This is a genomic window from Brassicibacter thermophilus (genome assembly GCF_055378355.1).
In genome coordinates this window covers 1,387,803-1,412,583 of record NZ_AP042446.1, presented here as the reverse complement: position 1 = coordinate 1,412,583, position 24,781 = coordinate 1,387,803, and the positions used below count along the sequence as shown (strand labels likewise).

The window sequence follows — 24,781 nt, the reverse complement described above, 5'->3', positions numbered from 1 at the left end:
TCCCCACTCCTTATTACTTATTTTATAATTTTGACAATTCCTTAGCTAAGTTTGCTCCTACTCTTGCATTATTATAAACTAATTGAATATTTGATTTAAGGCTTTCTCCACCTGTTATTTCTTTTACTTTAGCTAATAAAAAAGGAGTAACTTTTTTCCCTACTATATTTTTTTCTTTTGCTTCTTGTAATGATTGTTTTATAGCTGTATTTATTATTTCTGAATCCATTTCGTATTCTTCAGGTATAGGATTGGCTACTACTATTCCACCTTGTAACCCTAATTCCCATTTTATATTTATCAACTTTGCCAATTCCTTTTCACTATCTACTCTACAATCTACATTGTATCCGCTTTTTCTTGTGAAAAATGCTGGAAATTCATCTGTCTTATAACCTACAACAGGTACTCCAAAAGTTTCAAGGTATTCAAGAGTAAGCCCCAAGTCTAATATAGATTTAGCTCCTGCACAAACTACCGCTACATCTGTATGTGCAAGCTCTTGAAGGTCTGCAGAAATATCAAAGGTTTTTTCTGCTCCTCGATGAACTCCTCCTATTCCACCTGTAACAAATACCTTTATCCCAGCTAACTTTGAAATAATCATAGTACTTGCTACAGTAGTGGCACCATTTAATCCCTTTGCCACAATGAAAGGCAGGTCTCTTCTACTAACTTTGTACACATCTTTAGCTTTACCTAAATACTCAATTTCTTCAGTTGAAAGGCCTACCTTAATTTTCCCATTAAGTATAGCAATAGTTGCTGGTATTGCACCTATATCTCTTATAATTTTTTCTACTTTTAAAGCTGTCTCAACATTTTTTGGGTAAGGCATACCATGGGAAATAATGGTGGACTCTAATGCTACTACTGGTTCTTTATTTTTTAAAGCAATTTCAACTTCTTTATTTATTTCTATATATTTTTCTAACATAATTTAATTTCCTCCATTCTCTTTTTGATTATTTCAGGTGAAATATCTCGATTTATAGTATTTTTATCCTCTAATGTAATAACTGAAGCTCCTATAGCAAATGATATGGTTTCATCAACAGAAAAATTATTATAATATGAATAAGCAATTCCAGCTAGAAAAGCATCTCCGGCTCCTGTAGCATTTTTCACGCTTACCGTTGGTGGAAATACATGCTTCTCTATTTCTCCATCATAATAATAAACTCCTTGTTCCCCTAATGAAATAAAAACTCTTTTTACACCTTTATTTAAAAAGTAATATGAAACCCTTTTTAAATCAATTTTTGAATTAATTGTAATTCCAGATAATATTTCTGCCTCAATTTTATTTGGTTTTATTGTATGAAAATATCCTATAATATCTTTTACTTTTTTAGCTTTAGTAGTTGATACAGGATCTAAAAAATAATCTGTTTTTAAATTCTTAACTATATATTTTAATACTTCTTCCGGTATATTCGTATCAATTACACAAAGTTTAGAGTTTTGGATAATATCTTTTTTACTCTGAATAAAAGGAACGTTTAAGTTAGTGAATATATCCATAGAAGAAATTGCTACTTTTAAATCTCCATTTTTATTTAATATACATAGATAAGTAGAAGTATCTTTCTCTTGAATTATTAAAGAATTAGACATATCAAGACCTACTTTTAGTGATTCTTCCAATATATATTTTCCATAAGCATCATCTCCAAGAACAGTTATTAATTTAGTCTCTATATTAAGCCTAGCTAAATTTTCAGCAATATTTCTTCCAACTCCACCAAGGGAAACATAAGTTTTCCCAGGATTTGAATCTCCCATAATAAGGCTGCTATAAGGAAGACCTACAATATCAACATTAGCTCCACCTACAACTGTTATATATGATCTTATTTTGTCAATGTTTTTTTTATTCATAATGCAATCTTTTCTCAATTGTTATCACATCTTCTTGCCACAAAATTTACAAAAAACTGCATCTTCATCATTGAGCTTTCCACAGTTTCTACATCTGATTTTTATTATTTCTTTAGTATCCCTATTCTTATTATTAACCATATCCTTAACAATATCTATATTTTCAATAGTATCATTTATCATTTTACCCTTTGCTGTACTATAAGGTTTTAAATCCTCTCTAGCTTTTTCTGGATCTAATACCAATCCTGAACCAGCTGCACCTTTAGCACCAACTTTCATTAATACAGACCCTACTATCATACAAACCATCCCCAATATTGGCCTTCTAATAAATGATGTAGGTCCATGAACAAACATACTTCTTGTTCCAAACATAAAAAATGTAGAAATAAATAAAATAAATCCTAATACCATAAGTCCTAATCCTATGTAGTATAATGCCTTTCTCTCCTTTGAAATTTTATTAGTCATGTTGCACCTCCACTAATCTTTTCTTTTTCATTTCTCATCTTTTTATATTATATCATAATCCTTCACCATTAAGTGCATTTATAACTTCCCTTGACAATTCTTCTAAAATATTTGCGTGCTATTATACATAAAATAACAAATTTAGTATTTAAATTATTACAACAAGTTAATTAATCTATATATTGAGAATTATTTATAGCTTAATTTTGCAATAACAAAATCCCTAATACACCTTAAGGTATACTAGGGATTTAAGTTTGGTGGAGGCGGTGGGAGTCGAACCCACGTCCGAAAGTACTTCACCAAGAGTTTCTCCCAGGACAGTTGCTGATTTAGTTTTCGCTTCTTAAGACGCTCAGCAACAAGCTTCTTAATCAGCTATCCTCAATTTATCCACTGTAGGTCGAGGAACCCCTACAGTAGTTCCCTGCATACTTGACGCCTAACATCTAACGGGCAGGACCGTTAGAGTAGACGAGCTGCTTAACTTAAGCAGCTAAAGCGTAATTATTATCGTTTGCGTTTATATTTAATTGCCACTTTTTACGTTGTTTGGCGACAACGCCTGGCTGCTCTAGGATTCATACCCCCGTCGAAACCATTTTCGCCCCCATGTTTATTTAAAGTATAAAATATTAATTTATCTATATTTTTCACTCATATGCTGCCTTATCCTACGTTCTGCGTCTTTTTTAGCTATATCACGTCTTTTGTCATACAACTTTTTACCTTTAGCTATAGAAATTTCAATTTTCACTCTGCCATTTTTAAAATATGCTCTTAACGGTATTAAAGAATACCCTTTTTGAGTCATATAACCAATAAGTTTTCTTATTTCCCTCTTATGAAGAAGCAACTTTCTTTTTCTCAATGGGTCTATATTATATATATTACCCTGTTCATATGGACTAATATGCATCCCATATATAAATACTTCTCCATTTTCAACCATAGCATAGCTTTCTTTAATATTTGCTTTTCCTTGTCTCATAGACTTAACTTCAGTTCCTGTTAAAGCTATTCCTGCTTCAATAGTCTCTTCAATAAAATAATCATGTCTAGCCTTTTTATTTGTGGATATAATCTTTATATTGTTGTTTCCCATTATGACCACCAGCACTCCTTATTTTGAGGGACTATATTATAGTTTATCAGGTTATTAATAATATGTCAATATCAAGATCTATTAAACCAAAATATTAATTTAATTCTTTGTTTTATATTTAAAAATTTCTATCCAACAGTTCTTGTGTAACTTCTAATAATACTGACTTGCTTTCACAATTAGGTAATTTATCAATATATTTAAAGGCCTTTTCTGTGTATCTTTTAGCTAATTTTCTAGATTTATTTATGCCATTAGAATTAGTTACTAATCTTACAATTTCACTTACATTTTTATCAGTAATAGGTGCATTTGAAATTATATTCGATATTTTACTTGATTTATCATCATTAAGGGCAAAAATTAATGGTAAGGTATAAAATCCTTGCTTTAAATCTGCTTTTATATTTTTCCCTAATATTTTTCCATCACCAGTATAATCTAAAATATCATCTATAATTTGAAAAGCCATACCTATATAATATCCTATCTTTGTTAAATTATTTATAAGTTTATCATCACATTTAGCTTCGCTTGCTCCTATGTTAAAACTTAATGAAAATAAAGCAGCAGTTTTACCTGATATAATCTTAAGGTAGTTTCTTAATGTAATATTTGTCTTATATCTTAAATAATATTGCTTGATCTCTCCAAGACATAATAATGTTAATTTATTGGCAATATTATCAATATTTTTATATTCGCGTTTATCTGAAAGGAGTATAATACATCTACTTAATAAATAGTCTCCCAAAAAAACAGCATAATCTTTTCCATATTTAGATTGAATAGTTTCTTCACCTCTTCTTAAAAATGAATCATCTATTATATCATCATGTATAAGTGTAGCCATATGAAGCATTTCAATTGCAGCAGCTAGTTTGAATAATTTTTCTTCATCATATTCACCAAATTTTGCTGATAACAATAAAAATGCAGGCCTAAGCATTTTACCTCCAGGTTCTATCATTGGCAATAATTGCTCTTCAATATAACTTTCACTAGATTTTATACTATTTTTGATTACTTCTTTTACTTTATTTAGTTCAATATTTAATGTTGGATATTTACTCCAATATCTATTCATATAATCACCCTTGCAATTTATTAGTTACGGTAATATCATAATTACGATATTTTATAGTTTATTAATTTAATAATGTAATATTTGTAAAAATTATTCAACATTTTTTATAATTATATAGCCCTTAAATATTTCAATAAAAATTTAACTACTATGCCTACAAAAAATCCAGTTGCTATAGCTGAGATCATTAAAAAAGGTAAATAAACTGTTATCCTTAAATTTTGAATAATCATTGCGGCAATTAATATTTGTCCTATATTATGGAACACAGCACCAAATATGCTTACTCCTATAACACTTATATTCTCTTTTCCTATTTTCTTTATCTCATACATAGCTATTAAGCTTAATATCCCTCCTGAAATGCTAAATAAAAAACTTGATAGTGATCCAGCTAAAAAATTAGCTAATGCTGTTCTTATTATTACAATTGAAAAACAATCTTTAAAATTAAATATATATAGTGATACTAAAGTAATAATATTTGCTAATCCTAATTTAGCTCCAGGGATACCAAGGTTAATAGGAATCATTCTCTCAACTATATGAAGAACTAATGCTTGTGCCACTAGTAAAGCGATATATACTATTTTCTTTGTTTGAGTCATTATTCTTCTCTCCTCAATATGAAATTTCATCTGGCACTAATTCATCGTTGTTGGATGTACCTTTTATTTCTATCACTAGTCTATGTGGCAAACATACTAACATTTGTCCTGGTTGGTCAATAAAACCGTCAGTAACACAGTACTTATCTGGACAATCAGCATCAATAATATTCACTCCACCATTTTTAATTTGCACAATATTATATCCAAATTCAGTTTCTATTTTAAAAGTTTTATCTAAATTATTATCCATTAGTGATATCTTTTTATACAATTCACGATTTACATATATTACAACATATTTTTCTCCCTGAGAATTTTCTTTAGGCATCTTTAATACAATTATAGATATCAAAGAAATTAATAGTAATGTAACTATAATAATTTTATCAAATTTTTTCATATGATTATTTACTCCTTAATATAATAACTTATTCAAACTATACAATTACTACCTAATCATAATTTTTATTAGTTAGTTGTTTATCTTTATTTTTTAATTTTATTATATTTAATAGGAAAAATAAAATACGGTTATTTTCATTATAGCAAAAAACTTAGTTAAATAATAATCAAATTGACTATTGTATATTTTTGTTTATATTGTTTATATTGTAACTTAATAAAAATAAATTCTTACAAAATTAAAGCATCCTTTTCATATAGTTTTATATAAAACTACATGAAAAGGATGCTAAAATTAACTTATTAATCTATCTCTGCGATTTATCGTATGGAATACCTTCTGCCTTCGGTGCCCTAGATTTCTTTGAAGTAAATGCTAATACAACCATAGTGGCTATATATGGAAGCATCTTGTAGTAAGTCTGATTTATACCTAAGTTGTATAGGAAAGGTATAAGAGAAATAGAATATGCTAATGTTCTCAAGAACGCAAAAAATATAGCAGCAAAAAAGATTCTAATAGGTTTCCATTGCCCAAAAATCATAACTGCTAAAGCCAAAAAACCAAAACCTGCCACACCTGTATGACCATTTACGTTACCATCCATAACTCCTACAGAATAAAAAAATCCTCCAATTCCAGCTAACACACCTGAAATAGCTACTCCAGCGTATCTCATTTTATAAACATTAATACCTACAGAATCAGCAGCGTGAGGATGCTCTCCACATGCACGTAGACGTAGCCCAAATTTAGTCTTATAAAAAACAATAACTGATATTATAAGGAATATAAAACTAATTAAAACTGTTAAATATGTCCTCTGAAAAAACATGGGCCCTAGTACTGGAATTTTCGATAAACCAGGTACTTCTCTAATATAAAAATTAATGTTTGTTGTGATACCATCACTATTAAAATACATTTTTGAGAACAATAAAATTGCTGCTGGAATAAGCATATTAAGTGAAGTTCCAATAATAACTTGATCTGCTTTCATTGTAACTGCAGCAAATGATAAAAGAAGTGAATAAATTACACCTGCTGCTGCGGCAATAATCATACCTATTAGCAAAATAGTCTGCGGATCCATACCTGAATCTTGAACAAAGAAAACAAACAATGCAGCAAAAAATGCACCAAAAAGCATTATTCCTTCAAGCGCTATGTTTACGATGCCGCCTACTTCATTAAACATACCTCCCAAAGCTACAAGAAGTAACGGCATTGCTACAGGAAGCATATTTTGAATCAAATAATAAACGGTATCCATTATTCTGCCTCCTTCGAATTATTATCATTATTAGATGTATTACCAATACTATCATTTGCTGATCCTACATCTATTGCTTCATAGGCTATATCTTTCTTTTTAAAAATTCTTTTAACAAATCTAGCAACAGCAGAGTTCATTATCATAGCAAATCCTGAAAAATAAATAATAACTGCTATAACAACATCTATTATTTCAGGCTTGTATCCCACAAGGCTTGCCAATGTACCACCACGTTGTATGTGTGAAATGAACACTGCAGAAAATATTATTCCAATTGGGTGAGAATTTCCCAAAAGTGCAACAGCAATACCATTAAATCCATTTGGAGCAATAACGTTAATAGGCTCATATGTCATACTACTTCCAGCTATTTCAGTTGGAGCTAATATTGCAAATGCTCCACCAAGTCCTGCAAGCCCTCCTGCAATTATCATTGTAATAATTATATTTGTTTTGCCTTTCATCCCGGCATATTCACTTGCATATTTGTTAAAACCAGTAGCTTTAAGTTCATAGCCAAAAGTAGTTTTCTGTAATATAATATACAACACAATTGCAATGATTATCGCAAAAATGATCCCCAAATTCACATTAGAACCAGGTATTCCTAAAGAAGGAATTTGAGCATCAGCTGGTAAATACCTAGTTCTAGTTTTAGTAGATATATACATTACGGGATTTTCTTGAATTAACATATCAACTAAATACATCCCAATATAATTAAACATTATTGAAGTGATTACTTCATTAACATTCAAAAGAGCTTTAAAAATTCCTGGGATAAATCCCCAAAGCATTCCCCCAATCATTCCAGCAATAATAGCTACAATCCAATGAACGCTGCTTGGTAAATCCCACATAAAACCAACATAAAGAGCAAAAAACATTCCCATAGTATATTGTCCAGAAGCTCCTATATTAAACAAACCCATCTTAAATGCAAAACCAACAGCCAAGCCAGTCATTAATATTGGCGTTGCAAAATAAAAGACATCACCTATACGACTAAAACCACCTAAAACAATATACCTAAAACCTGCTAATGCATTTTCTGGCTTGGCAAAAATCATTACCAAAAATCCAAATATTAGGCCAAGAAAAATAGCCATAAGTGCAGATGAAAAGGAAGAAAGATTGCTATTTTGTATTATATTTCTAAAATTTAATTTATTTTTATCTAATGAACTTTTTTTATCTTGCATTATTAATCTCCTTTACAACATCACGTTTTGCACCTGACATATAAAGTCCAAGTTCTTGAACAGTTATTTTCTTCGGATCAAGTTCTCCAACAATTTCTCCTTCGTACATAACTAAAATACGATCGCTTACGTTCATAACCTCATCTAATTCTAATGAGACAAGCAATACTGCTTTACCTGCATCACGTCTAGCAACAAGTTGCTTGTGTACGAATTCTATAGCTCCAACATCTAATCCTCTTGTAGGTTGAACTGCTACTAGAAGCTCATGATCTTTATCAATTTCTCTCGCAATTATTGCCTTTTGTTGATTACCTCCAGACATACTTCTAGTTATAGTTACTGGACCCTGTCCACTTCTTATATCAAATTTATCTATAAGTTTGTTAGCATATTCTCTTACAGCATCAAACTTGATAAAACCTCTTTTTTGGAATTCAGGTTGCCAATAACGTTGTAACACTAAATTTTCTTCTAATGTATAATCCAATACAAGCCCATGTTTATGTCTATCTTCTGGAATGTGACTCATCCCAGCTATAGAACGTTGTCTAATTGACGCTTTAGTTATATCTTTACCACATAAAGTGATAGTACCTGAACTAGCTTTTTCTAAGCCTGTCAACGCATAGACAAATTCTGTTTGCCCATTACCGTCAATTCCTGCAAGACAAACTATCTCACCAGCCCTAACATCAAAAGATACATTTTTTACTGCATTCTTTTTATGAATTTTAGAAGGGACAGTAAGATTTCTTACTGAAAGAACTACCTTTCCAGGTTTCATTTCTTTCTTCTTCACACTAAAGCTTATATCACGGCCTACCATCATTCTTGATAGTTCTTCTTTAGTCGTATCCTTTACATCAACTGTTCCAATACATTTACCCTTCCTTAAAACTGTACATCTATCAGCAACTTCCATAATTTCATTAAGTTTGTGAGTGATGAATAGAATTGATTTTCCTTCCTTAGCAAATCCTTTCATAATTTGAAGAAGCTCTTTTATTTCCTGTGGAGTAAGAACAGCTGTAGGTTCATCAAAAATTAATATTTCATTATCTCTGTAAAGCATTTTTAATATTTCTACTCTTTGCTGCATACCTACTGAAATATCCTCAATTAAAGCATCAGGATCAACTTTTAGACCATATTTTTCACTAAGTTTCATAACTTTTTCCCTAGCTTCATCCATTTTGAGGAATCCCATCTTATTAGGTTCAACACCAAGAATAATATTTTCTAACACTGTAAAAATCTCCACAAGCTTAAAGTGCTGATGGACCATTCCAATACCAAGAGCATTAGCATCATTAGGATTATTTATTTTAACAACTTTGCCGTTCTTTCTTATCTCTCCACTTTCAGGTTGATAAAGTCCAAATAGAACACTCATTAGCGTTGACTTTCCAGCACCATTTTCACCTAATAATGCATGTATTTCACCTTTTTTCAATCTAAGAGTAATATTGTCATTAGCAATAATACCCGGAAATTTTTTTGTAATGTTGATCATTTCAATAATATACTTTTCCACTTTCCTCTTTAACCTCTTCTTATTTTTTATTTTTATTTATGAAAATGGAGGAAAACATAAGCCTTCCTCCATTATTAATTTTACTTGCATAAGGCTTAGGCCAATAGCAGGTAATTTTTATTTTTTCTATCTAATATCTAGTAGTTACTTCTACTTTTTTAAGATTTAGTGCGTTAGTAAGCTCTTCTGCAGTAGCATAACCTGTTGGATCTTTAACCTCTATTTCACGAATAGGTTTAACACTTCCATCAACAAGTTTTGCAAATATTTTATCATATTCTGCCTTATTAAAAGATTCAAATCTATCAAAAGCATCTGCATTTTCATCACCAATTACTGTAGTTGGTAACCCAACTCCATCGTTAGCTGCATTAAAGTATGTTGTTTTACCTGCATACTTATCCCAACTATCTGTTTTATAGATAGATTCAAGAACAGCTATAACTGAAGGTGCTAACCCTTTAGTAGCAGAAGTTATTACAGTTTCACTATCATATCTTTGATCAACGTCAACACCTATAACTTTTCCATTTGCTTCACTAGCTGCAGACATAACAGATTTTCCAACTGAACCACCGCATGCAAATATTACTTCTGTTCCTTCTTGATACATAGTCTTTGCTGTTGCCTTATTTGTGTCATTTTCATCGAAATTACCAGTATAATGGTATGTTACTTTTATTGCTCCATCTGGAAGACCTAATTCTCTAGCTGCGTCTTCTGCTCCTTGAAGATATCCGTATCCAAATGCTTGCACAGCTGGTACAGCCATTCCACCCATAAATCCTAGTTTAGTCATTCCATCTTTAACAGCAGCATAACCTGCAAGATATCCTGATTGTTCTTCAGAATACATTATACTTGCTACATTTTCCTTAGTTTCATAAGTAGAGTAATCTGCTGTATGTGGTGCACCATCTAGTAAAATAAATTTAACATCTGGATATTTTGTCTGAGCTTCATAAACTGGAACTTCAAATAAAAATCCTGGTGTTACAACAACTTTAGCTCCACCTGTAACTGCAAGGTCAATAGCTGCAAGATAACCAGCGTCTGAAGCTTCTTCTGGTTTGATATATGTATGTGATATATTTTCTTTTTCAGCAAATGCAACTACACCTTCCCAAGCACCTTGATTAAAAGACTTGTCATCGATATTACCTTTATCAGTAATCAATGCTATTTCAGCACCACTACTACCGGCACTATCATTATCTGTGCCATTACTACATCCAGTTAAACTCATAACTACTAACATGATTGCTAAAGCAATCGTTAATATTTTTTTCATTATATTCCCCCCTAATTAATTCATTTTACTTATGTCTCACAATTTATTATAACTCTTTTACATAAGAATTACAACTACTATAATAATTTATTGCTTCATAAAATTTCAATAAGATAATAAAGACTAGCTATTATGAACTATTTTTAAAATATCAAACAATAATACCTCAATAATTTTACTAAAAGTACTTAGATAGCAAATCAGTAAAAATTTATTTTTCTCAATACATTATGGTATAATACTGTTAATTGAAAAATTGAATATTTAATTTTTGGAGGAATAAATATGTTAAAACTAAACATAAATAAAAAAAATATTGCTGTAATATTATTAACTTTAATTTTTCCTTTTTCATTTGGATGTTCCAAGCAAAATAATTCTCCTTCTGTATCTAAAACCAATTATTTATTAGGTACTTTAGTAGAAATAACTATTTATGATAATCCATCAGACGATATCTTTAACAAAGCATTCGACCGCATAAAAGATATTGAAGACAAAATGACAATTAACGAAGATACATATAATGAAGATACCTATAATATTAAAAGTGAAGTTATGAATATTAATGATAATTCAGGCCAAAAATATGTTAAAGTTTCTGATGATACATTTTATGTTATAGAAAAAGGATTGTATTATTCAAATCTCTCTAAAGGTAATTTTGATATAACTATAGGTCCCATAGTTAAATTGTGGAATATCGGTACTGAATTTGCTAGAGTACCTTCAGACACAGAAATAAAAAATAATTTAAAACTTGTAAATTATAAAGATGTTTTAATTAATAAAGAAAACAAAGAAGTAATGTTAAAACGTGAAGGCATGAAAATCGATTTGGGTTCTATAGCTAAAGGATATGCAGCCGATGAAGTGAAAAAAATATTATTAGATAACGGTATTAAGCATGCCATTATTAATCTAGGAGGAAATATATATGCATTAGGCAGCAAAATCGATGGTAATCCTTGGGCTATTGGAATCCAGAACCCATTTCAAAAGAGAGGAGAACCTCTTGGTATAGTTAATGTAATCAATAAATCTGTAGTTACATCAGGAATATATGAAAGATATTTTGAAGTAGAAGGTAAAAGGTATCATCACATATTAAGTCCTTTTACTGGATATCCTGTAGAAAATTCTATAGCTGGAGTATCTATTATTACAGACAATTCAATTGATGCAGACGGTTTATCTACTACATTATTTACACTTGGAATTGAAAAAGGGTTAGATCTTGCAGAACAAATCAATGGAGTAGAAGCAATATTTATAACGAAAGATAACGAAATATATATGACTTCTGGAATAAAATCAAATTTTAAACTAATCGATGATAATTTTAAAATAGCAAACTAAGGTATAAAAAGCCTCGATTTTACTAAAATAATCGAAGCTTTTTAAATTACTACCTATTGTCATGTTGCTTATCAATATTTATAATATTTTCTCATTGTTCAACCAACATGAAATCTATCTCACGTTTCGAAATATCTACTTTTGCTACTTTTATTCTTACATAGTCCCCTATCCTATATGTTTTTTTTGTCATTTCACCAATAAAACAGTAATTTGCCTCATCAAAATGATAGTAATCGTCAGTGAGGTTGCTCACATGAACTAAGCCTTCAATAGTATTTTCTAGTTCTACGAATATACCAAAATGTGTTATACCAGAAACTATTCCATCATATTCCTCTCCAATTTTGTCTAACATGTATTCAGCTTTCATTAAATCTTCTACTTCTCTTTCTGCTTCATCCGCAACTCTTTCTCTTAATGAACACTGTTCTGCAACACCTGGTAGTTTTTTCTCAAGATTATTAATTCTTTTTTCACTTAGTTTTCCATTGATAAACCACTTAATTATTCTGTGAATTTGCAAATCAGGATATCTTCTAATTGGGGAAGTAAAATGGCAATAGTATCTTGCTGCTAGTCCAAAATGTCCAATGTTATCCGAACTATATTTTGCTTTTTTTAATGATCTCAACATTAATGTATTAATTACTGTCTCTTCTCTCGTTCCTTTTATCTTTTTAATCAACCTTTGAAGCTCCTTTGGATGTATTTCATTTGACCCTTTAAAATGGTATCCAAAATTATGGATAAATTTGCTAAATTCATTTATCTTCTCAACATCAGGATCTTCATGTATTCTATATACAAATGGTACTTGACTCCAATACATATATTCTGCTATCGTTTCATTGCAAACCAACATAAATTCTTCGATAATTCTATTCGCTATCCTTCTTTCTTCCAGTTTAACGTCTATAGGTTTTCCATTTTCATCTAAAACAATTTTTGACTCAGGAAAATCAAAATCAATACTACCACGTCTTTCCCTTTTTTTTGTCAATATTATACTTAGTTCTTGCATAAGTTCTAATTCATTAATTATATGACTATATCTTTCTTTAACTTGTTGGTCATCATTTTCTAAATAATCAGATATATCATCATATACAAGCCTTTCTTTACTTTCTATAACACTTTCAAATATCTCATGTCCAACTACATTTCCCTCTTTATCTATTTCCATAAATACACTTAACGTTAATCTTGGTACATTTGGATTGAGACTGCAAACTCCATTTGATAATTTAGATGGTAACATAGGAACTACTCTATCTAATAAATAAACGCTGGTACCTCTTTTAAGAGCTTCTTTATCTAAAGGTGAATTTTCTTTTACATAATGTGTTACATCAGCTATATGAACTCCTAGTTTGTAATTTCCATTTTGAAGCTTTTCAATGGATACTGCATCATCTAAATCCTTAGCTTCGGGACCATCTATTGTAAATATAGTTTTATCTCTTAAATCAAGTCTTTTTCTTAACTCTTTTTCATCTATTTCTTCTGGTATTCTTTCGGCATACTTAAGTACTTTTTCTGGAAAACTAGTACTCAAATCATATTGTTTCATTATTGCAAGTATGTCTGTACTCACATCATTAGAATTGCCTAATATTTCAACTATTTTTCCTTCAGGATTTCTTCTTTTTTCAGGCCATTTAGTAATTTCTACTACTACTTTTTGATTGGATTTAGCTCCATTTATTTCAGATTTTGGAATAAAAACATCCATACTTATTCTCTTATCATCAGGTATGACAAAACCAAAATTTTTACTATTTTCAAAAGTACCAACAATTTTACTATTTACTCTTTCAAATATTCTTATAACTTCTCCCTCTTTTTTCTTACCCTCGTAACTGTTCCCTATTACCCTTACTAAAACTTTATCTCCATGAAGAGCTCCATTTAAATCTGCTGCTGGAATAAATATATCCTCCATATTTTCATCTTCAGGTATTAAAAAACCAAAACCTCTTTCATTCCCTTGTATTTTGCCTAAAAACAAGTTCATTTTTTCAGGTATACCGTATCTTTTATGTCTAGTTTTTACTATTTTACCTTCTCTTTCTAATTCATCTAAAATTTTATAAAACTCTTTTTTTTGACTCTTTTCAATTCCAAATATTTTAACTAATTCTTCTTTTAACATAGGCTTATAAGCTTTCTCTTTCATAAATTCTAATATTTTAGTTTTCGTATTCATTATATTCCTCCATTTCTTTTATCCGATTCATTTTAATTTTTATTATTATATTTATTCCAATATTCTCTTAACATTATAATTGCCTCTCCGTTACTTTTTTATAAGCAAAAAACTGCAAACACATATATGTAATAAAATACTTATAAAATAAGACATGTAAGTTTATTTATAAACCTACATGCCTTATTTATCTATATCTTTTTGCATTTACTACCAAATTCAATCCTCTTAAACAAATCTACATCATAAGAATACATATTTTTATTTTTGTCTTCATGTGCTGCTAATGCAATGTCTATCATTTTATTTATTAGGTCTTTAAAAGATATTCCCATAGGTTCCCATAAATAATAGGCAATAGAGCCAGGTAAAGTATTTATTTCATTAACATATATTTTCCCTTCTCTGTCTAAAAGAAAATCAATTCTTGCATTTCCTCTACAATCTATTGACATAAAAGCTTTTTTGGCAATATTTTCAATTTTGTTCTTGACTTCTTTAGGTATATCAGCGGGTATCTTTCTTAATCCACCTTTTCCACTTTTACTATTGCTTTTAATATACTTATCTTCATATGAAAGAAGGTCTTGCCACCCAGTAGGTTCTTCGCATAGAGAAGTTATAAGATCATCATCATATCCCATTACAGCACAATTTATCTCTCTTGGATTTTCTACAGCTTTTTCTACCAATATTTTTCTATCATACCTTATAGCAACTTCTATTGCCTCTTTTAATCCTTCTAAGTCTTTTGCCTTTGATATACCAACACTTGAACCTAAATTTGCTGGTTTCACAAAAACAGGATATCCTAATTCTTTTTCTACTCTTTTAATCACATCTTCTTTATTTTCAATCCAATTTTTTCTATAAAACCATAAATAATCTACTATAGGCAAATTAAAATCTTTAAATACTGCCTTCATAACAATTTTATCCATTCCAACAGATGACGCAAGTACGCCTCCACCTACATATGGAATATTTATAAGCTCAAACAATCCTTGAATAGTTCCATCCTCACCATTAGTTCCGTGTAATGCTGGAAAAATTACATCTATATTATTAAGAACCCTTTTTCCAAATAAACCTATTTTTTCAGGATGGGAATAAATATTATTGTCATTGTAAAGAGGAGTCATAACAATTTCTTTTAAATTATTAAGCTTATTCTCTTTAAAGTTTTTAAAATTTAATAACTCATCTCCAGTAAACCATTTTCCAGCTTTATTAATATATATAGGTACAACTTCATATTTATCTTTATCAATATTTTCTATTATCTGCATTCCAGTTATAACAGATACTTCATGTTCAACACTTCTACCTCCAAATACTACTCCTACCTTTTTTTTCATAAATATCCCTCCTTTTTTACCTCTGCATATAATTTTATGTGGTTTTATCATATTTACAAATTCTATTCATCATAGGTATCTGGTAAATCATTTTCAAAAAGAACTACATCTTTAGGTTTAGCTATTTTTTGAATATATTGAGTTGCTTCATCTAAACTATTAACCACAATAATTTTATCTTTACTAAATCCAAGGTCGATTAATCCTTCATAAATTGGTTTAGTTCTATTCTCACCAACTAGTATTGCAAAATCACATGTTTTAGCAATAGCTCTACCAAAATCCTTATTAGCTTCCTCTTCCTGCTCTCCAAGTTCAACCATTCCTGGTGTTACAATAATTTTATTTCCTTCTTTAAATTGAGATATTACATTTAAAGCCGCCCTTGCCCCATCTGGGTTTGAATTAAAAGCATCATCAATTATAATAATTCCAGTACCAGGATTTATTATATTCAGCCTATGAGGTATTGGCTCAACTTTACTTATACCTTTAGCAATTTCTTCAAACGTTAATCCCATAGCTTTTCCTACTGCAGCACCAGCTAGTAAATTTGAAATATTATGTTCTCCTAGCAGTTTAGTAGTACATTTAATTTTATTGCCTTCTTTGTCTCCCAATATAAATGATGAGCCAAATTGTGATACTTCAATATCTGTAGCAAATATATCTAGTTTTTCAATATCCTCCATACCATATAATATCTTTTCCTTAAATGTTTTGTCAGCTAATTTTCTAACATACTCATTATCATAATTAAATATAGCAATTCCTTCAGGAGGCAATTCTTCTATTAATTCATATTTTGTCTTGGCAATATTCTCCATATCTTTAAAAGTTTCAAGATGTACAGGTCCTATAGATGTAATAACACCAATTTGTGGGTTAGCTAACTGAGCAACTTCTTTTATTTCCCCTATACATCTAGCTCCCATTTCAACAACAAAAGCTTCATAAGTTTCATCTAGTGTGTTGTTAATGACTTTACTTATACCCATTGGAGTATTATAACTTTCTGGAGTTTTTAAAACATTATACTTTTCCTCTAGTATTTGGGCTGTAATAAATTTTGTACTAGTTTTACCATAACTTCCAGTAATACCTACTATTTTTAATTTTTCAAAACTCCTTACCTTTTTATATGCCATATTGTAGTAGTATCTATTAATTTTCTTTTCAATAGGAGAAACTAAAATATTTGCCAAAACCATATTATCTGGAATGTAATAATATATAACTGATAAAACAAGCAAAATTAACGGATAATAAAACCTGTAATGTTCAACAACAGAAATATACACTACAAGTATAATTAATATCTCAAATATATAAACGACAAAATTTGCTACAAATAACCTTTTTGCTCTTGATGTAAATACCAATGCTTTTTTTGCTTTCTCAGTTTTAAATGATGATAAAAAAGCAAAAATCCCTATCCAAAAAATAATAAATGCTAACCATAATCCAAATGTTTTTGTATATAGAGATATTAAAATAAACGCAACAAAAACAATTATTGTAGCTATAAAACCAATAGTAATTTTCCTAGGAAATAATTTATATCCATATTCCTTCATCCAATTAATATACGAATCAGTTTTGTACTCTTCCAATTGAATGATGTGTAATGAATATCTACACCTAAAATATGCAGAAACAAGCCAAAATAGTATAGTTACAGTCATTAACGTGATATACCATGAGCTATCAATCAATTTCATACTACTCACCACCTAATAAAAAATTCTCAACAATAATGATAAATTTATTAAATTTATCTAGGTAAGAAAAGTGCCCTGCATCCTCTAAAACAACAAGTCCACTGTCAGGAATTTCTTTCTCCATTATCTTTCCCATATATAGTGGAGTAGCCGTATCATTTTCTCCCCATATTAATAAAGTTGGTACTTTAATTTCTTTTAACAGAGGTTTTAAATCTTGATTTACTACTTTGACGAAAACCTTTCTCATTATTCCTGATGCCTCTTTATAATCTGTAGAACCAAATTTATTATAGAATATTTCCATTCTTTTTTCTTTGTCCTTTATAAAAAAAAGTTTTTTATAGATAAACTTCAATGTCTTAAAAGTATAGACTTTAAAGTAATATTTTATTGTCCTTTTAGGAATTAAACCTGCACTATCTACCAAAATAATTTTTTTTATTAAATCAGGGTATTTTTTCCCTAATATAATTGAAATCCTTCCTCCAAAAGAATGCCCTATTAAGACAACTTCATTTATTTTCATTTTATCAATAAAACCTTTTACTATTCTAGCATAATCGAATACTCCAAAAACATCTTTTGGTTCGTCACTTTCACCAAAGCCTGGGAAATCAATAGCATAAACCTTAAAATTAGCCTTTAATCTATTGATAACAGGCGCAAATGCTCCGATATTAGCTCCCCATCCATGAAGTAACAAAACACTATTACCTTCTCCCTCACATATGTAATTTATATCTAATCCCTCAATATTTACCTTCATATTCACCTTTCCTTAATCATTATATATAGTAAAAATCTCAATTATATATTTATTAACTACTCTATATGATTATAACAAAACTTTTAAAAATATACCATAGGTGTATTTAGGTAAGTTTTGTTGAAACTTATCTTTAAAAGATATTAAAAGGTGACCCGCTCTGGGCCACCTTGTTTAGTGAAAGTTACTTAAAATAAATTTTTTATTATTAGAATAATATTCCTCCAATTTTTATAAATAAAGGAGCAAATACTAATGAAACTATTGTCATAAGCTTAATTAATATGTTAATAGAAGGTCCTGAAGTATCCTTAAATGGATCACCTACTGTATCACCAACTACTGCTGCTTTATGTGCATCACTACCTTTTCCACCGTGATTTCCTTCTTCTATATATTTTTTAGCATTATCCCAAGCTCCACCAGCATTTGCCATAAATATTGCCATAAGTACACCTGTAATTAATGCACCTGCAAGCAAACCTCCTAATGCTTCAGTTCCTAAAAATATACCCACTACCAATGGCACTATTACTGCCAACAATCCAGGTACAATCATTTCTCTTAATGCAGCAGTTGTACTAATATCAACACATGTATTGTACTCAGGCTTTGCTTTACCTTCCATTAATCCTGGAATAGTCTTAAATTGTCTTCTTACTTCTTCAATCATACTAAATGCAGCTTTTCCAACTGCTTGCATTGTTATAGCTGAGAATAAGAAAGGAAGCATACCACCAATAAATAATCCAGCTATAACTGTTGATTTAGTTAAATCTATACTAGCTAAGTTAACTGCTTGAGTGTATGAAGCAAATAAAGCTAAAGCTGTAAGAGCTGCAGACCCTATTGCAAATCCCTTACCTATAGCTGCTGTAGTATTCCCTACTGCATCAAGTTTATCAGTAACATTACGTACTTCTTTTGGAAGCTCGCTCATCTCAGCAATTCCTCCAGCATTATCAGCTATTGGGCCATAAGCATCAACAGCAATTGTCATACCTGCAGTTGAAAGCATCCCAACTGCTGCAAGAGCAATACCATAAAGTCCTTCACCAACATTAGCTGCACCACCTGCAGCATAAAATGCAATCAATATTCCTGCTGCTATAACTAATATAGGACCAGCTGTTGAAAGCATTCCTACAGATAATCCACTGATAATATTTGTTGAAGAACCAGTTTCAGATTCATCTGCTATTCTTCTAACTGGCTTATAATCTCCTGAAGTATAGTATTCAGTAAATTTAGCAATAACTAGACCCACTACTAGTCCAGTTACTATTGATACAAATGGTTTATATGAACTAAGTAATGCATTGCTTAAGAAAAATGCAACTACTATTGTAATAACTGCACTTACTATTGTTCCAGTATTTAAAGCTTTCTGAGGGTCACTGCCTTCATTCGCCCTAACAAAAAAAGTTCCTATTATTGACCCAATTATTCCAGCTCCTGCTAATAGTAGAGGATAAGTAGCTCCTTGAATTCCAAATGCTAATACTCCTAAAGTTATAGCAGAAATTATGGACCCTACATAAGATTCAAATAAATCTGCACCCATACCTGCAACATCACCAACATTGTCTCCAACATTGTCTGCTATAACTGCAGGATTTCTCGGATCATCTTCTGGTATTCCAGCTTCTACTTTACCAACTAAATCTGCGCCAACATCAGCTGCCTTTGTATATATTCCTCCTCCAACACGTCCAAAAAGAGCTATTGATGAAGCTCCTAGACCAAATCCAGTTACGGTACTAGCAGCATTGCTTAATTCAGCCACATCAGTAGCATTTTTAGTAAATAAGAAATAAAGTGTTCCAACACCTAAAAGTCCTAATCCAACAACAGACATCCCCATAACTGCTCCACCAGAAAAAGCTACACTTAAAGCCTTATTCATTCCTGATTCTTTAGCAGCATTTGCAGTTCTTACATTAGCTTTAGTAGCAACCTTCATACCAAAAAATCCTGCTAAAGCAGAAAAAACAGCTCCTATCAAAAAGGATACAGCCGTTAAAAAGCTTATACCTAATGTTAATACTATAAAGAGAACTACAACAAATATAGCTAAAGATTTATATTCTCTCGAGAGAAACGCCATTGCCCCCTCATGAATATAAGAAGAAATCTCCTTCATCCTGTTATTTCCTGCGTCTACCTTATTAATGGATGACGCTTTATAGTAAGCAAATATTAAAGCCACTATTCCTATCAGTGGCGCAAATAACATAGCATTATCCACGCTGTTACCTCCTTTTATTCATTTGTTTAATTGTTTGTTCTAAGTTACTATTGTATTGCTGCAAGTGCTAATGCAGATATGATAAACAATATAGCAGATATTGCAGTAACCTTACTTAGAATTCCTTCATAACTTCTGCCCTTGTTTTTACCCCAAATACTCTCAGCACCTCCAGCTATGGTTCCTGAAAGTCCAGCACTCTTACCAGGCTGAAGCAATATACTTACGATAAGAACTATACTTGAAATTATGATAAGTATGGTAAAAAAAGTATTCACTATTCCACCTCCCGTCCTATATATAGAGTCTAAACAAAAAAAAGTAAATTATAACACGAACATAAATAAAATAGAACAAACGATAAATGCTATAATTTCTCATTGATTATAAACAAGACTATTTTAACATAGGAAATGCATAAAATCAATAGTATTGCTTTTGTACATTACTAAAAATAAGAATAGTAAGGAAATACACTACAATCCTTACTATTCTTATAAAATATAAATTTGCTATAATAATTTTTGTTATTTTAAATTATAAAAAGCATCCATTCCTTTATATTCTGCTACTTCTCCAAGCATATCTTCAATCCTCAGTAGCTGATTATATTTTGCAACTCTATCAACTCTAGAAGGAGCTCCTGTTTTTATTTGACCTGCATTTGTAGCTACTACAAAATCAGCTATAGTAGTGTCCTCTGTTTCTCCTGATCTATGAGATACTACTGCTGTGTAACCTGCACGTTTAGCCATTTCTATAGTATCTAAAGTTTCAGTTATTGTTCCAATTTGGTTTAACTTAATTAATATTGAATTAGCAGTATTTGTTTTAATCCCTTTTTCTAACCTCTTAGTATTTGTAACAAATAGATCATCACCAACAATTTGAATCTTTTGACCTAGTTTATCAGTCATGAGCTTCCAGCCATCCCAATCTTCTTCATCTAGTCCATCTTCTATAGATATTATAGGATATTTATCAACTAAATCCGCATAAAATTCAACCATTTCTTCTGCAGTTAATTCTTTACCTTCGCTAGCAAGTTTGTAAACTTTCTTTTCTTTATCATATATTTCACTAGCTGCAACATCTATTGCTAATAATACTTCCTCACCTGGCTTATATCCAGCTATTTTTATTGCTTCAACTATAGTAGCTAAAGCCTCTTCATTAGAACTTAAGTTTGGAGCAAATCCTCCTTCATCTCCCACTGCAGTATTTAAACCTTTACCTTTTAGTACTTTCTTTAAATTATGGAATATTTCTGCACACATTCTTAATGCTTCTCTAAAGTTTGATGCACCAACAGGCATAACCATAAATTCTTGGATATCAACATTATTATCTGCATGTTTACCACCATTTAAAATATTCATCATTGGTACTGGAAGTGTTTTAGCATTAACTCCCCCTAAATATTGATATAAAGGAATTCCTAATGCATTAGCAGCAGCTTTCGCAACTGCCATTGAAACACCTAATATTGCATTAGCTCCAAGTTTACTTTTGTTTTCTGTACCATCAAGTTCTATCATCATATTGTCTATAGCAACTTGATCTAGTGCATCCATTCCAATAATCTTAGGAGCAATTATATTGTTTACATTATTTACTGCATTTAGTACCCCTTTTCCTAAGTATCTTGACTTATCTCCATCTCTTAGCTCTACAGCTTCAAAAGCTCCAGTTGAAGCACCTGAAGGTACAGCAGCTCTCCCAAAAGCATCACTTTCAGTCCATACTTCCACCTCTACTGTTGGGTTCCCTCTAGAGTCTAGTATTTCTCTTGCATATATATCTGTAATCATAGTCATATTATCCATCCTCCTTTTATTTTATTAAATTATTTATATCACAACAAAATTTAGCTCTTTGATTATTGTGTCTTAGAATATTTACTTTCATAACAAAATATTAAACAAATTTAAACATTTAGAGTATTTAATTATTAATTATTAAACTACTACCAGTCATCTCTTTAGGCACGGGTAAATTCATCATTTCTAATAATGTTGGAGCTATATCAGCAAGTATCCCTTCCCTTAATTTAATATTTCCTTCTCCAACAATAATACATGGAACTTTATTAGTAGTATGTGCAGTTACAACACTACCGTCTGACGGATCAATCATCATTTCAGCGTTTCCATGATCAGCTGTAATAAATAATTTTCCATCATGATTTAATACTTCATTTACTATCTCACCAAGACAATAATCTACTGTCTCTATAGCTTTTATAGTAGCTTTTATATCTCCAGTATGTCCAACCATATCAGGATTTGCAAAATTTAACACTATCAAATCGTATTTTTCTTCTCTTATTCTATTTATAACTTCATCTTTTACTTTAATAGCACTCATTTCAGGCTGTAAATCATATGTTGCTACCTTTGGTGAGGGAACTAATACTCTATCTTCATTTGGATTTGGTTTCTCTACTCCACCATTAAAGAAAAATGTTACATGAGCGTATTTTTCTGTTTCTGCTATTCTTAATTGATTTAAACCAAGTTTACTTATATATTCACCTAAAGTATTTGCATACTTTTGAGGTTTGAACGCTATTTCTACATTTTCTATAGTTTTATCATACTGTGTCATACAAACAAAATTAACATTTACCTTTTTGTCTCTTTTGAACCCATCAAATTTTTCATCCACTATCGCTCTAGTTATTTGTCTAGCTCTATCTGGTCTGAAATTAAAAAATATCACTGAGTCATTAGTATCAATAGTAGCTATTGGTTTACCTTCTTTTACTATAACAAAAGGTTCTACAAATTCATCTGTAACATCATCATGATATGATCTATTTATTGCTTCAATACTTGAACTACTTTCTAATCCATTTCCAAGTACCATTGCATCGTATGCACGTTTTGTCCTATCCCATCTCTTATCTCTATCCATTGCATAATATCGTCCAGATACTGTAGCTATTTCACCTACTCCTATTTCATTAATCTTCTTTTCTAGCTCTTCTAGATATCCTTTACCACTACGAGGTGGTACATCTCTTCCATCCATAAAACAATGAATATATACATCTTTTAAACCCATTTCTTTAGCCAACTCAAGTAGTGCATACAAATGACTGTTATGACTATGAACTCCACCATCTGATAGCAACCCCATTAAATGAAGTTTAGAATTATTGTTTTTACAGCTTTCTATCACATGTAAAAATTCTTTTTTTCTATAAAATTCTTTGTTTTCAATTGATTTAGAGATTCTAGTAAATTCCTGATATATTATTCTTCCAGCTCCAATATTTAGGTGCCCAACTTCAGAATTTCCCATTTGTCCCTCAGGAAGACCTACTGATAAACCGCTAGCAGTTAACGACGTATTAGGGTAATTACTTAATAACCTATCATAATTAGGGGTATTTGCTTTAAAAATTGCATTTCCATCATATTTTTCACCTAATCCCCATCCATCCATTATTACGAGCATTGTCAAATTTTTAACCATTTAAAATCCCCCTATTAAAATTTCACTAATTCTATAAAATCTTTAGATTTTAAACTTGCTCCACCTACTAATGCACCATCTATTTCAGGTTGATTCATTATTTCAGTTACATTATTAGGTTTTACACTTCCTCCATATTGTATCCTAACTTCTTCAGAAATATTTGCACCATATAAATCTGCTAATATACTTCTTATATATCCTATCATATTATTAGCATCTTCACTTGAAGCAGTTTTACCAGTACCTATTGCCCATATTGGTTCATAAGCTATTACAATTTTTTTCATACTCTCTGGTAATACACCTTCTAGGTCTTTAATTATTTGATTTTTTACTACTTCTTTTTCACAGCCTAATTCTCTTTGTTCTAATGTTTCTCCCACACACAATATAGGTTTAATATCATGTGCTAAAGCTGATTTTACTTTTTTATTTACAGTTTCATCTGTTTCATTGAAATACTGTCTTCTTTCTGAATGCCCTATTATTACATAATCAACACCTATCTCATTTAACATTAAAGGTGATATTTCTCCTGTATAGGCACCTTTTTCTTCCCAATGCATGTTTTGAGCACCAAGTTTTAATTTAGTTCCATCTATAACCTTTTTGACTTCATTAAGTGCAGTAAAAGGAACGCATACTGCAACTTCAACATCTGTTTCATTTACAATATCCTTAATACCATTGACTAGCTCTATTGCTTCTTTTATGGTTTTATTCATCTTCCAATTACCAGCAATAAAAGGTATGCGCATAGCTACTCC

Annotated in this window: 21 protein-coding genes and 1 other RNA gene; 1 reads left to right on the top strand and 21 read right to left on the bottom strand. The window is 30.5% G+C overall.

The genetic code is table 11. The features are described from left to right. Nucleotides 1–22: 22 nt before the first annotated feature. The 12 genes from ACZ41D_RS06650 to ACZ41D_RS06595 all read right to left on the bottom strand — a co-directional run bounded on the left by ACZ41D_RS06650 (nucleotide 23) and on the right by ACZ41D_RS06595 (nucleotide 10,867). Nucleotides 23–937 carry a pseudouridine-5'-phosphate glycosidase gene (locus ACZ41D_RS06650; RefSeq protein WP_464150653.1) on the bottom strand — a complete coding sequence of 305 codons (915 nt, stop codon included), beginning with the start codon at nucleotides 935–937 and terminating at the stop codon, nucleotides 23–25. Continuing rightward, entirely contained in the window at nucleotides 931–1,881 is a 951-nt protein-coding gene (locus ACZ41D_RS06645; protein ID WP_464150652.1) for a carbohydrate kinase family protein, read from the bottom strand. Before ACZ41D_RS06645 ends, ACZ41D_RS06650 begins: the two co-directional genes overlap by 7 nt. Nucleotides 1,882–1,905: 24 nt before the next feature. Further along, entirely contained in the window at nucleotides 1,906–2,355 is a 450-nt protein-coding gene (locus ACZ41D_RS06640; protein ID WP_464150651.1) for a zinc ribbon domain-containing protein, read from the bottom strand. 258 nt (nucleotides 2,356–2,613) lie between these two features. Next, nucleotides 2,614–2,967: a transfer-messenger RNA gene (ssrA, locus tag ACZ41D_RS06635) on the bottom strand. 28 nt (nucleotides 2,968–2,995) lie between these two features. Then, nucleotides 2,996–3,460, bottom strand: coding sequence for an SsrA-binding protein SmpB (gene smpB / locus ACZ41D_RS06630; RefSeq protein ID WP_464150650.1), 465 nt, complete (start codon nucleotides 3,458–3,460; stop codon nucleotides 2,996–2,998). Between the two features lie 118 nt (nucleotides 3,461–3,578). Then, entirely contained in the window at nucleotides 3,579–4,547 is a 969-nt protein-coding gene (locus ACZ41D_RS06625) for a polyprenyl synthetase family protein (protein WP_464150649.1), read from the bottom strand. A gap of 110 nt (nucleotides 4,548–4,657) precedes the next feature. Further along, nucleotides 4,658–5,155, bottom strand: a complete 498-nt coding sequence (locus ACZ41D_RS06620; protein ID WP_464150648.1) for a Gx transporter family protein — start codon at nucleotides 5,153–5,155, stop codon at nucleotides 4,658–4,660. A gap of 13 nt (nucleotides 5,156–5,168) precedes the next feature. Beyond that, nucleotides 5,169–5,558: a NusG domain II-containing protein gene (locus ACZ41D_RS06615; protein ID WP_464150647.1), complete on the bottom strand. Its 390-nt coding sequence runs from the start codon at nucleotides 5,556–5,558 to the stop codon at nucleotides 5,169–5,171. 310 nt (nucleotides 5,559–5,868) lie between these two features. After that, complete coding sequence (locus ACZ41D_RS06610) at nucleotides 5,869–6,834, bottom strand: ABC transporter permease (RefSeq protein WP_464150646.1); 966 nt, start codon at nucleotides 6,832–6,834, stop codon at nucleotides 5,869–5,871. Then, a complete protein-coding gene (locus tag ACZ41D_RS06605; RefSeq protein ID WP_464150645.1) occupies nucleotides 6,834–8,039 on the bottom strand; it encodes an ABC transporter permease in 1,206 nt (401 codons plus the stop codon). The genes ACZ41D_RS06610 and ACZ41D_RS06605 overlap by 1 nt, the downstream gene beginning before the upstream one ends. Continuing rightward, nucleotides 8,029–9,576, bottom strand: coding sequence for an ABC transporter ATP-binding protein (locus ACZ41D_RS06600; protein WP_464150644.1), 1,548 nt, complete (start codon nucleotides 9,574–9,576; stop codon nucleotides 8,029–8,031). Before ACZ41D_RS06600 ends, ACZ41D_RS06605 begins: the two co-directional genes overlap by 11 nt. Nucleotides 9,577–9,706: 130 nt before the next feature. Then, the gene (locus ACZ41D_RS06595) at nucleotides 9,707–10,867 is read right to left on the bottom strand and encodes a BMP family lipoprotein (RefSeq protein ID WP_464150643.1); all 1,161 of its coding nucleotides are present in this window, start codon (nucleotides 10,865–10,867) and stop codon (nucleotides 9,707–9,709) included. A 285-nt stretch (nucleotides 10,868–11,152) separates the two neighbouring features. On the opposite strand from ACZ41D_RS06595, the gene ACZ41D_RS06590 reads away from it, so the two are divergent. Further along, a complete protein-coding gene (locus tag ACZ41D_RS06590) occupies nucleotides 11,153–12,226 on the top strand; it encodes an FAD:protein FMN transferase (RefSeq protein WP_464150642.1) in 1,074 nt (357 codons plus the stop codon). A 91-nt stretch (nucleotides 12,227–12,317) separates the two neighbouring features. On the opposite strand, the gene rnr is transcribed toward ACZ41D_RS06590, so the two are convergent. The 9 genes from rnr to tpiA all read right to left on the bottom strand — a co-directional run bounded on the left by rnr (nucleotide 12,318) and on the right by tpiA (nucleotide 24,772). Beyond that, nucleotides 12,318–14,435 carry a ribonuclease R gene (gene rnr, locus ACZ41D_RS06585; RefSeq protein ID WP_464150641.1) on the bottom strand — a complete coding sequence of 706 codons (2,118 nt, stop codon included), beginning with the start codon at nucleotides 14,433–14,435 and terminating at the stop codon, nucleotides 12,318–12,320. 191 nt (nucleotides 14,436–14,626) lie between these two features. Next, on the bottom strand, nucleotides 14,627–15,793 hold the full coding sequence (locus ACZ41D_RS06580; protein ID WP_464150640.1) for a D-alanine--D-alanine ligase family protein: 1,167 nt from the start codon (nucleotides 15,791–15,793) through the stop codon (nucleotides 14,627–14,629). 62 nt (nucleotides 15,794–15,855) lie between these two features. Then, nucleotides 15,856–17,514 carry a UDP-N-acetylmuramoyl-tripeptide--D-alanyl-D-alanine ligase gene (locus tag ACZ41D_RS06575; protein ID WP_464150639.1) on the bottom strand — a complete coding sequence of 553 codons (1,659 nt, stop codon included), beginning with the start codon at nucleotides 17,512–17,514 and terminating at the stop codon, nucleotides 15,856–15,858. Between the two features lies 1 nt (nucleotide 17,515). Beyond that, entirely contained in the window at nucleotides 17,516–18,283 is a 768-nt protein-coding gene (locus ACZ41D_RS06570; protein ID WP_464150638.1) for an alpha/beta fold hydrolase, read from the bottom strand. 208 nt (nucleotides 18,284–18,491) lie between these two features. Then, a complete protein-coding gene (locus ACZ41D_RS06565) occupies nucleotides 18,492–20,531 on the bottom strand; it encodes a sodium-translocating pyrophosphatase (RefSeq protein WP_464150637.1) in 2,040 nt (679 codons plus the stop codon). Nucleotides 20,532–20,578: 47 nt separating this feature from the next. After that, nucleotides 20,579–20,809: a preprotein translocase subunit SecG gene (secG, locus tag ACZ41D_RS06560; RefSeq protein WP_464150636.1), complete on the bottom strand. Its 231-nt coding sequence runs from the start codon at nucleotides 20,807–20,809 to the stop codon at nucleotides 20,579–20,581. A 249-nt stretch (nucleotides 20,810–21,058) separates the two neighbouring features. After that, a complete protein-coding gene (gene eno / locus ACZ41D_RS06555; protein WP_464150635.1) occupies nucleotides 21,059–22,348 on the bottom strand; it encodes a phosphopyruvate hydratase in 1,290 nt (429 codons plus the stop codon). 127 nt (nucleotides 22,349–22,475) lie between these two features. Continuing rightward, on the bottom strand, nucleotides 22,476–24,011 hold the full coding sequence (gpmI, locus tag ACZ41D_RS06550; RefSeq protein WP_464150634.1) for a 2,3-bisphosphoglycerate-independent phosphoglycerate mutase: 1,536 nt from the start codon (nucleotides 24,009–24,011) through the stop codon (nucleotides 22,476–22,478). A gap of 14 nt (nucleotides 24,012–24,025) precedes the next feature. Then, nucleotides 24,026–24,772, bottom strand: a complete 747-nt coding sequence (gene tpiA / locus ACZ41D_RS06545) for a triose-phosphate isomerase (RefSeq protein WP_464150633.1) — start codon at nucleotides 24,770–24,772, stop codon at nucleotides 24,026–24,028. Nucleotides 24,773–24,781 lie beyond the last annotated feature (9 nt).

Coding starts and splice junctions, on each gene's coding strand:
- ACZ41D_RS06605 (WP_464150645.1), bottom strand. CDS start 8,039: ATGCAAGATAAAAAAAGTTCATTAGATAAAAATAAATTAAATTTTAGA.
- ACZ41D_RS06575 (WP_464150639.1), bottom strand. CDS start 17,514: ATGAAATTGATTGATAGCTCATGGTATATCACGTTAATGACTGTAACT.
- eno (WP_464150635.1), bottom strand. CDS start 22,348: ATGACTATGATTACAGATATATATGCAAGAGAAATACTAGACTCTAGA.
- ACZ41D_RS06590 (WP_464150642.1), top strand. CDS start 11,153: ATGTTAAAACTAAACATAAATAAAAAAAATATTGCTGTAATATTATTA.
- ACZ41D_RS06580 (WP_464150640.1), bottom strand. CDS start 15,793: ATGAAAAAAAAGGTAGGAGTAGTATTTGGAGGTAGAAGTGTTGAACAT.
- tpiA (WP_464150633.1), bottom strand. CDS start 24,772: ATGCGCATACCTTTTATTGCTGGTAATTGGAAGATGAATAAAACCATA.
- smpB (WP_464150650.1), bottom strand. CDS start 3,460: ATGGGAAACAACAATATAAAGATTATATCCACAAATAAAAAGGCTAGA.
- ACZ41D_RS06640 (WP_464150651.1), bottom strand. CDS start 2,355: ATGACTAATAAAATTTCAAAGGAGAGAAAGGCATTATACTACATAGGA.
- rnr (WP_464150641.1), bottom strand. CDS start 14,435: ATGAATACGAAAACTAAAATATTAGAATTTATGAAAGAGAAAGCTTAT.
- ACZ41D_RS06615 (WP_464150647.1), bottom strand. CDS start 5,558: ATGAAAAAATTTGATAAAATTATTATAGTTACATTACTATTAATTTCT.
- ACZ41D_RS06570 (WP_464150638.1), bottom strand. CDS start 18,283: ATGAAGGTAAATATTGAGGGATTAGATATAAATTACATATGTGAGGGA.
- ACZ41D_RS06645 (WP_464150652.1), bottom strand. CDS start 1,881: ATGAATAAAAAAAACATTGACAAAATAAGATCATATATAACAGTTGTA.
- ACZ41D_RS06620 (WP_464150648.1), bottom strand. CDS start 5,155: ATGACTCAAACAAAGAAAATAGTATATATCGCTTTACTAGTGGCACAA.
- ACZ41D_RS06625 (WP_464150649.1), bottom strand. CDS start 4,547: ATGAATAGATATTGGAGTAAATATCCAACATTAAATATTGAACTAAAT.
- gpmI (WP_464150634.1), bottom strand. CDS start 24,011: ATGGTTAAAAATTTGACAATGCTCGTAATAATGGATGGATGGGGATTA.
- ACZ41D_RS06610 (WP_464150646.1), bottom strand. CDS start 6,834: ATGGATACCGTTTATTATTTGATTCAAAATATGCTTCCTGTAGCAATG.
- ACZ41D_RS06595 (WP_464150643.1), bottom strand. CDS start 10,867: ATGAAAAAAATATTAACGATTGCTTTAGCAATCATGTTAGTAGTTATG.
- ACZ41D_RS06650 (WP_464150653.1), bottom strand. CDS start 937: ATGTTAGAAAAATATATAGAAATAAATAAAGAAGTTGAAATTGCTTTA.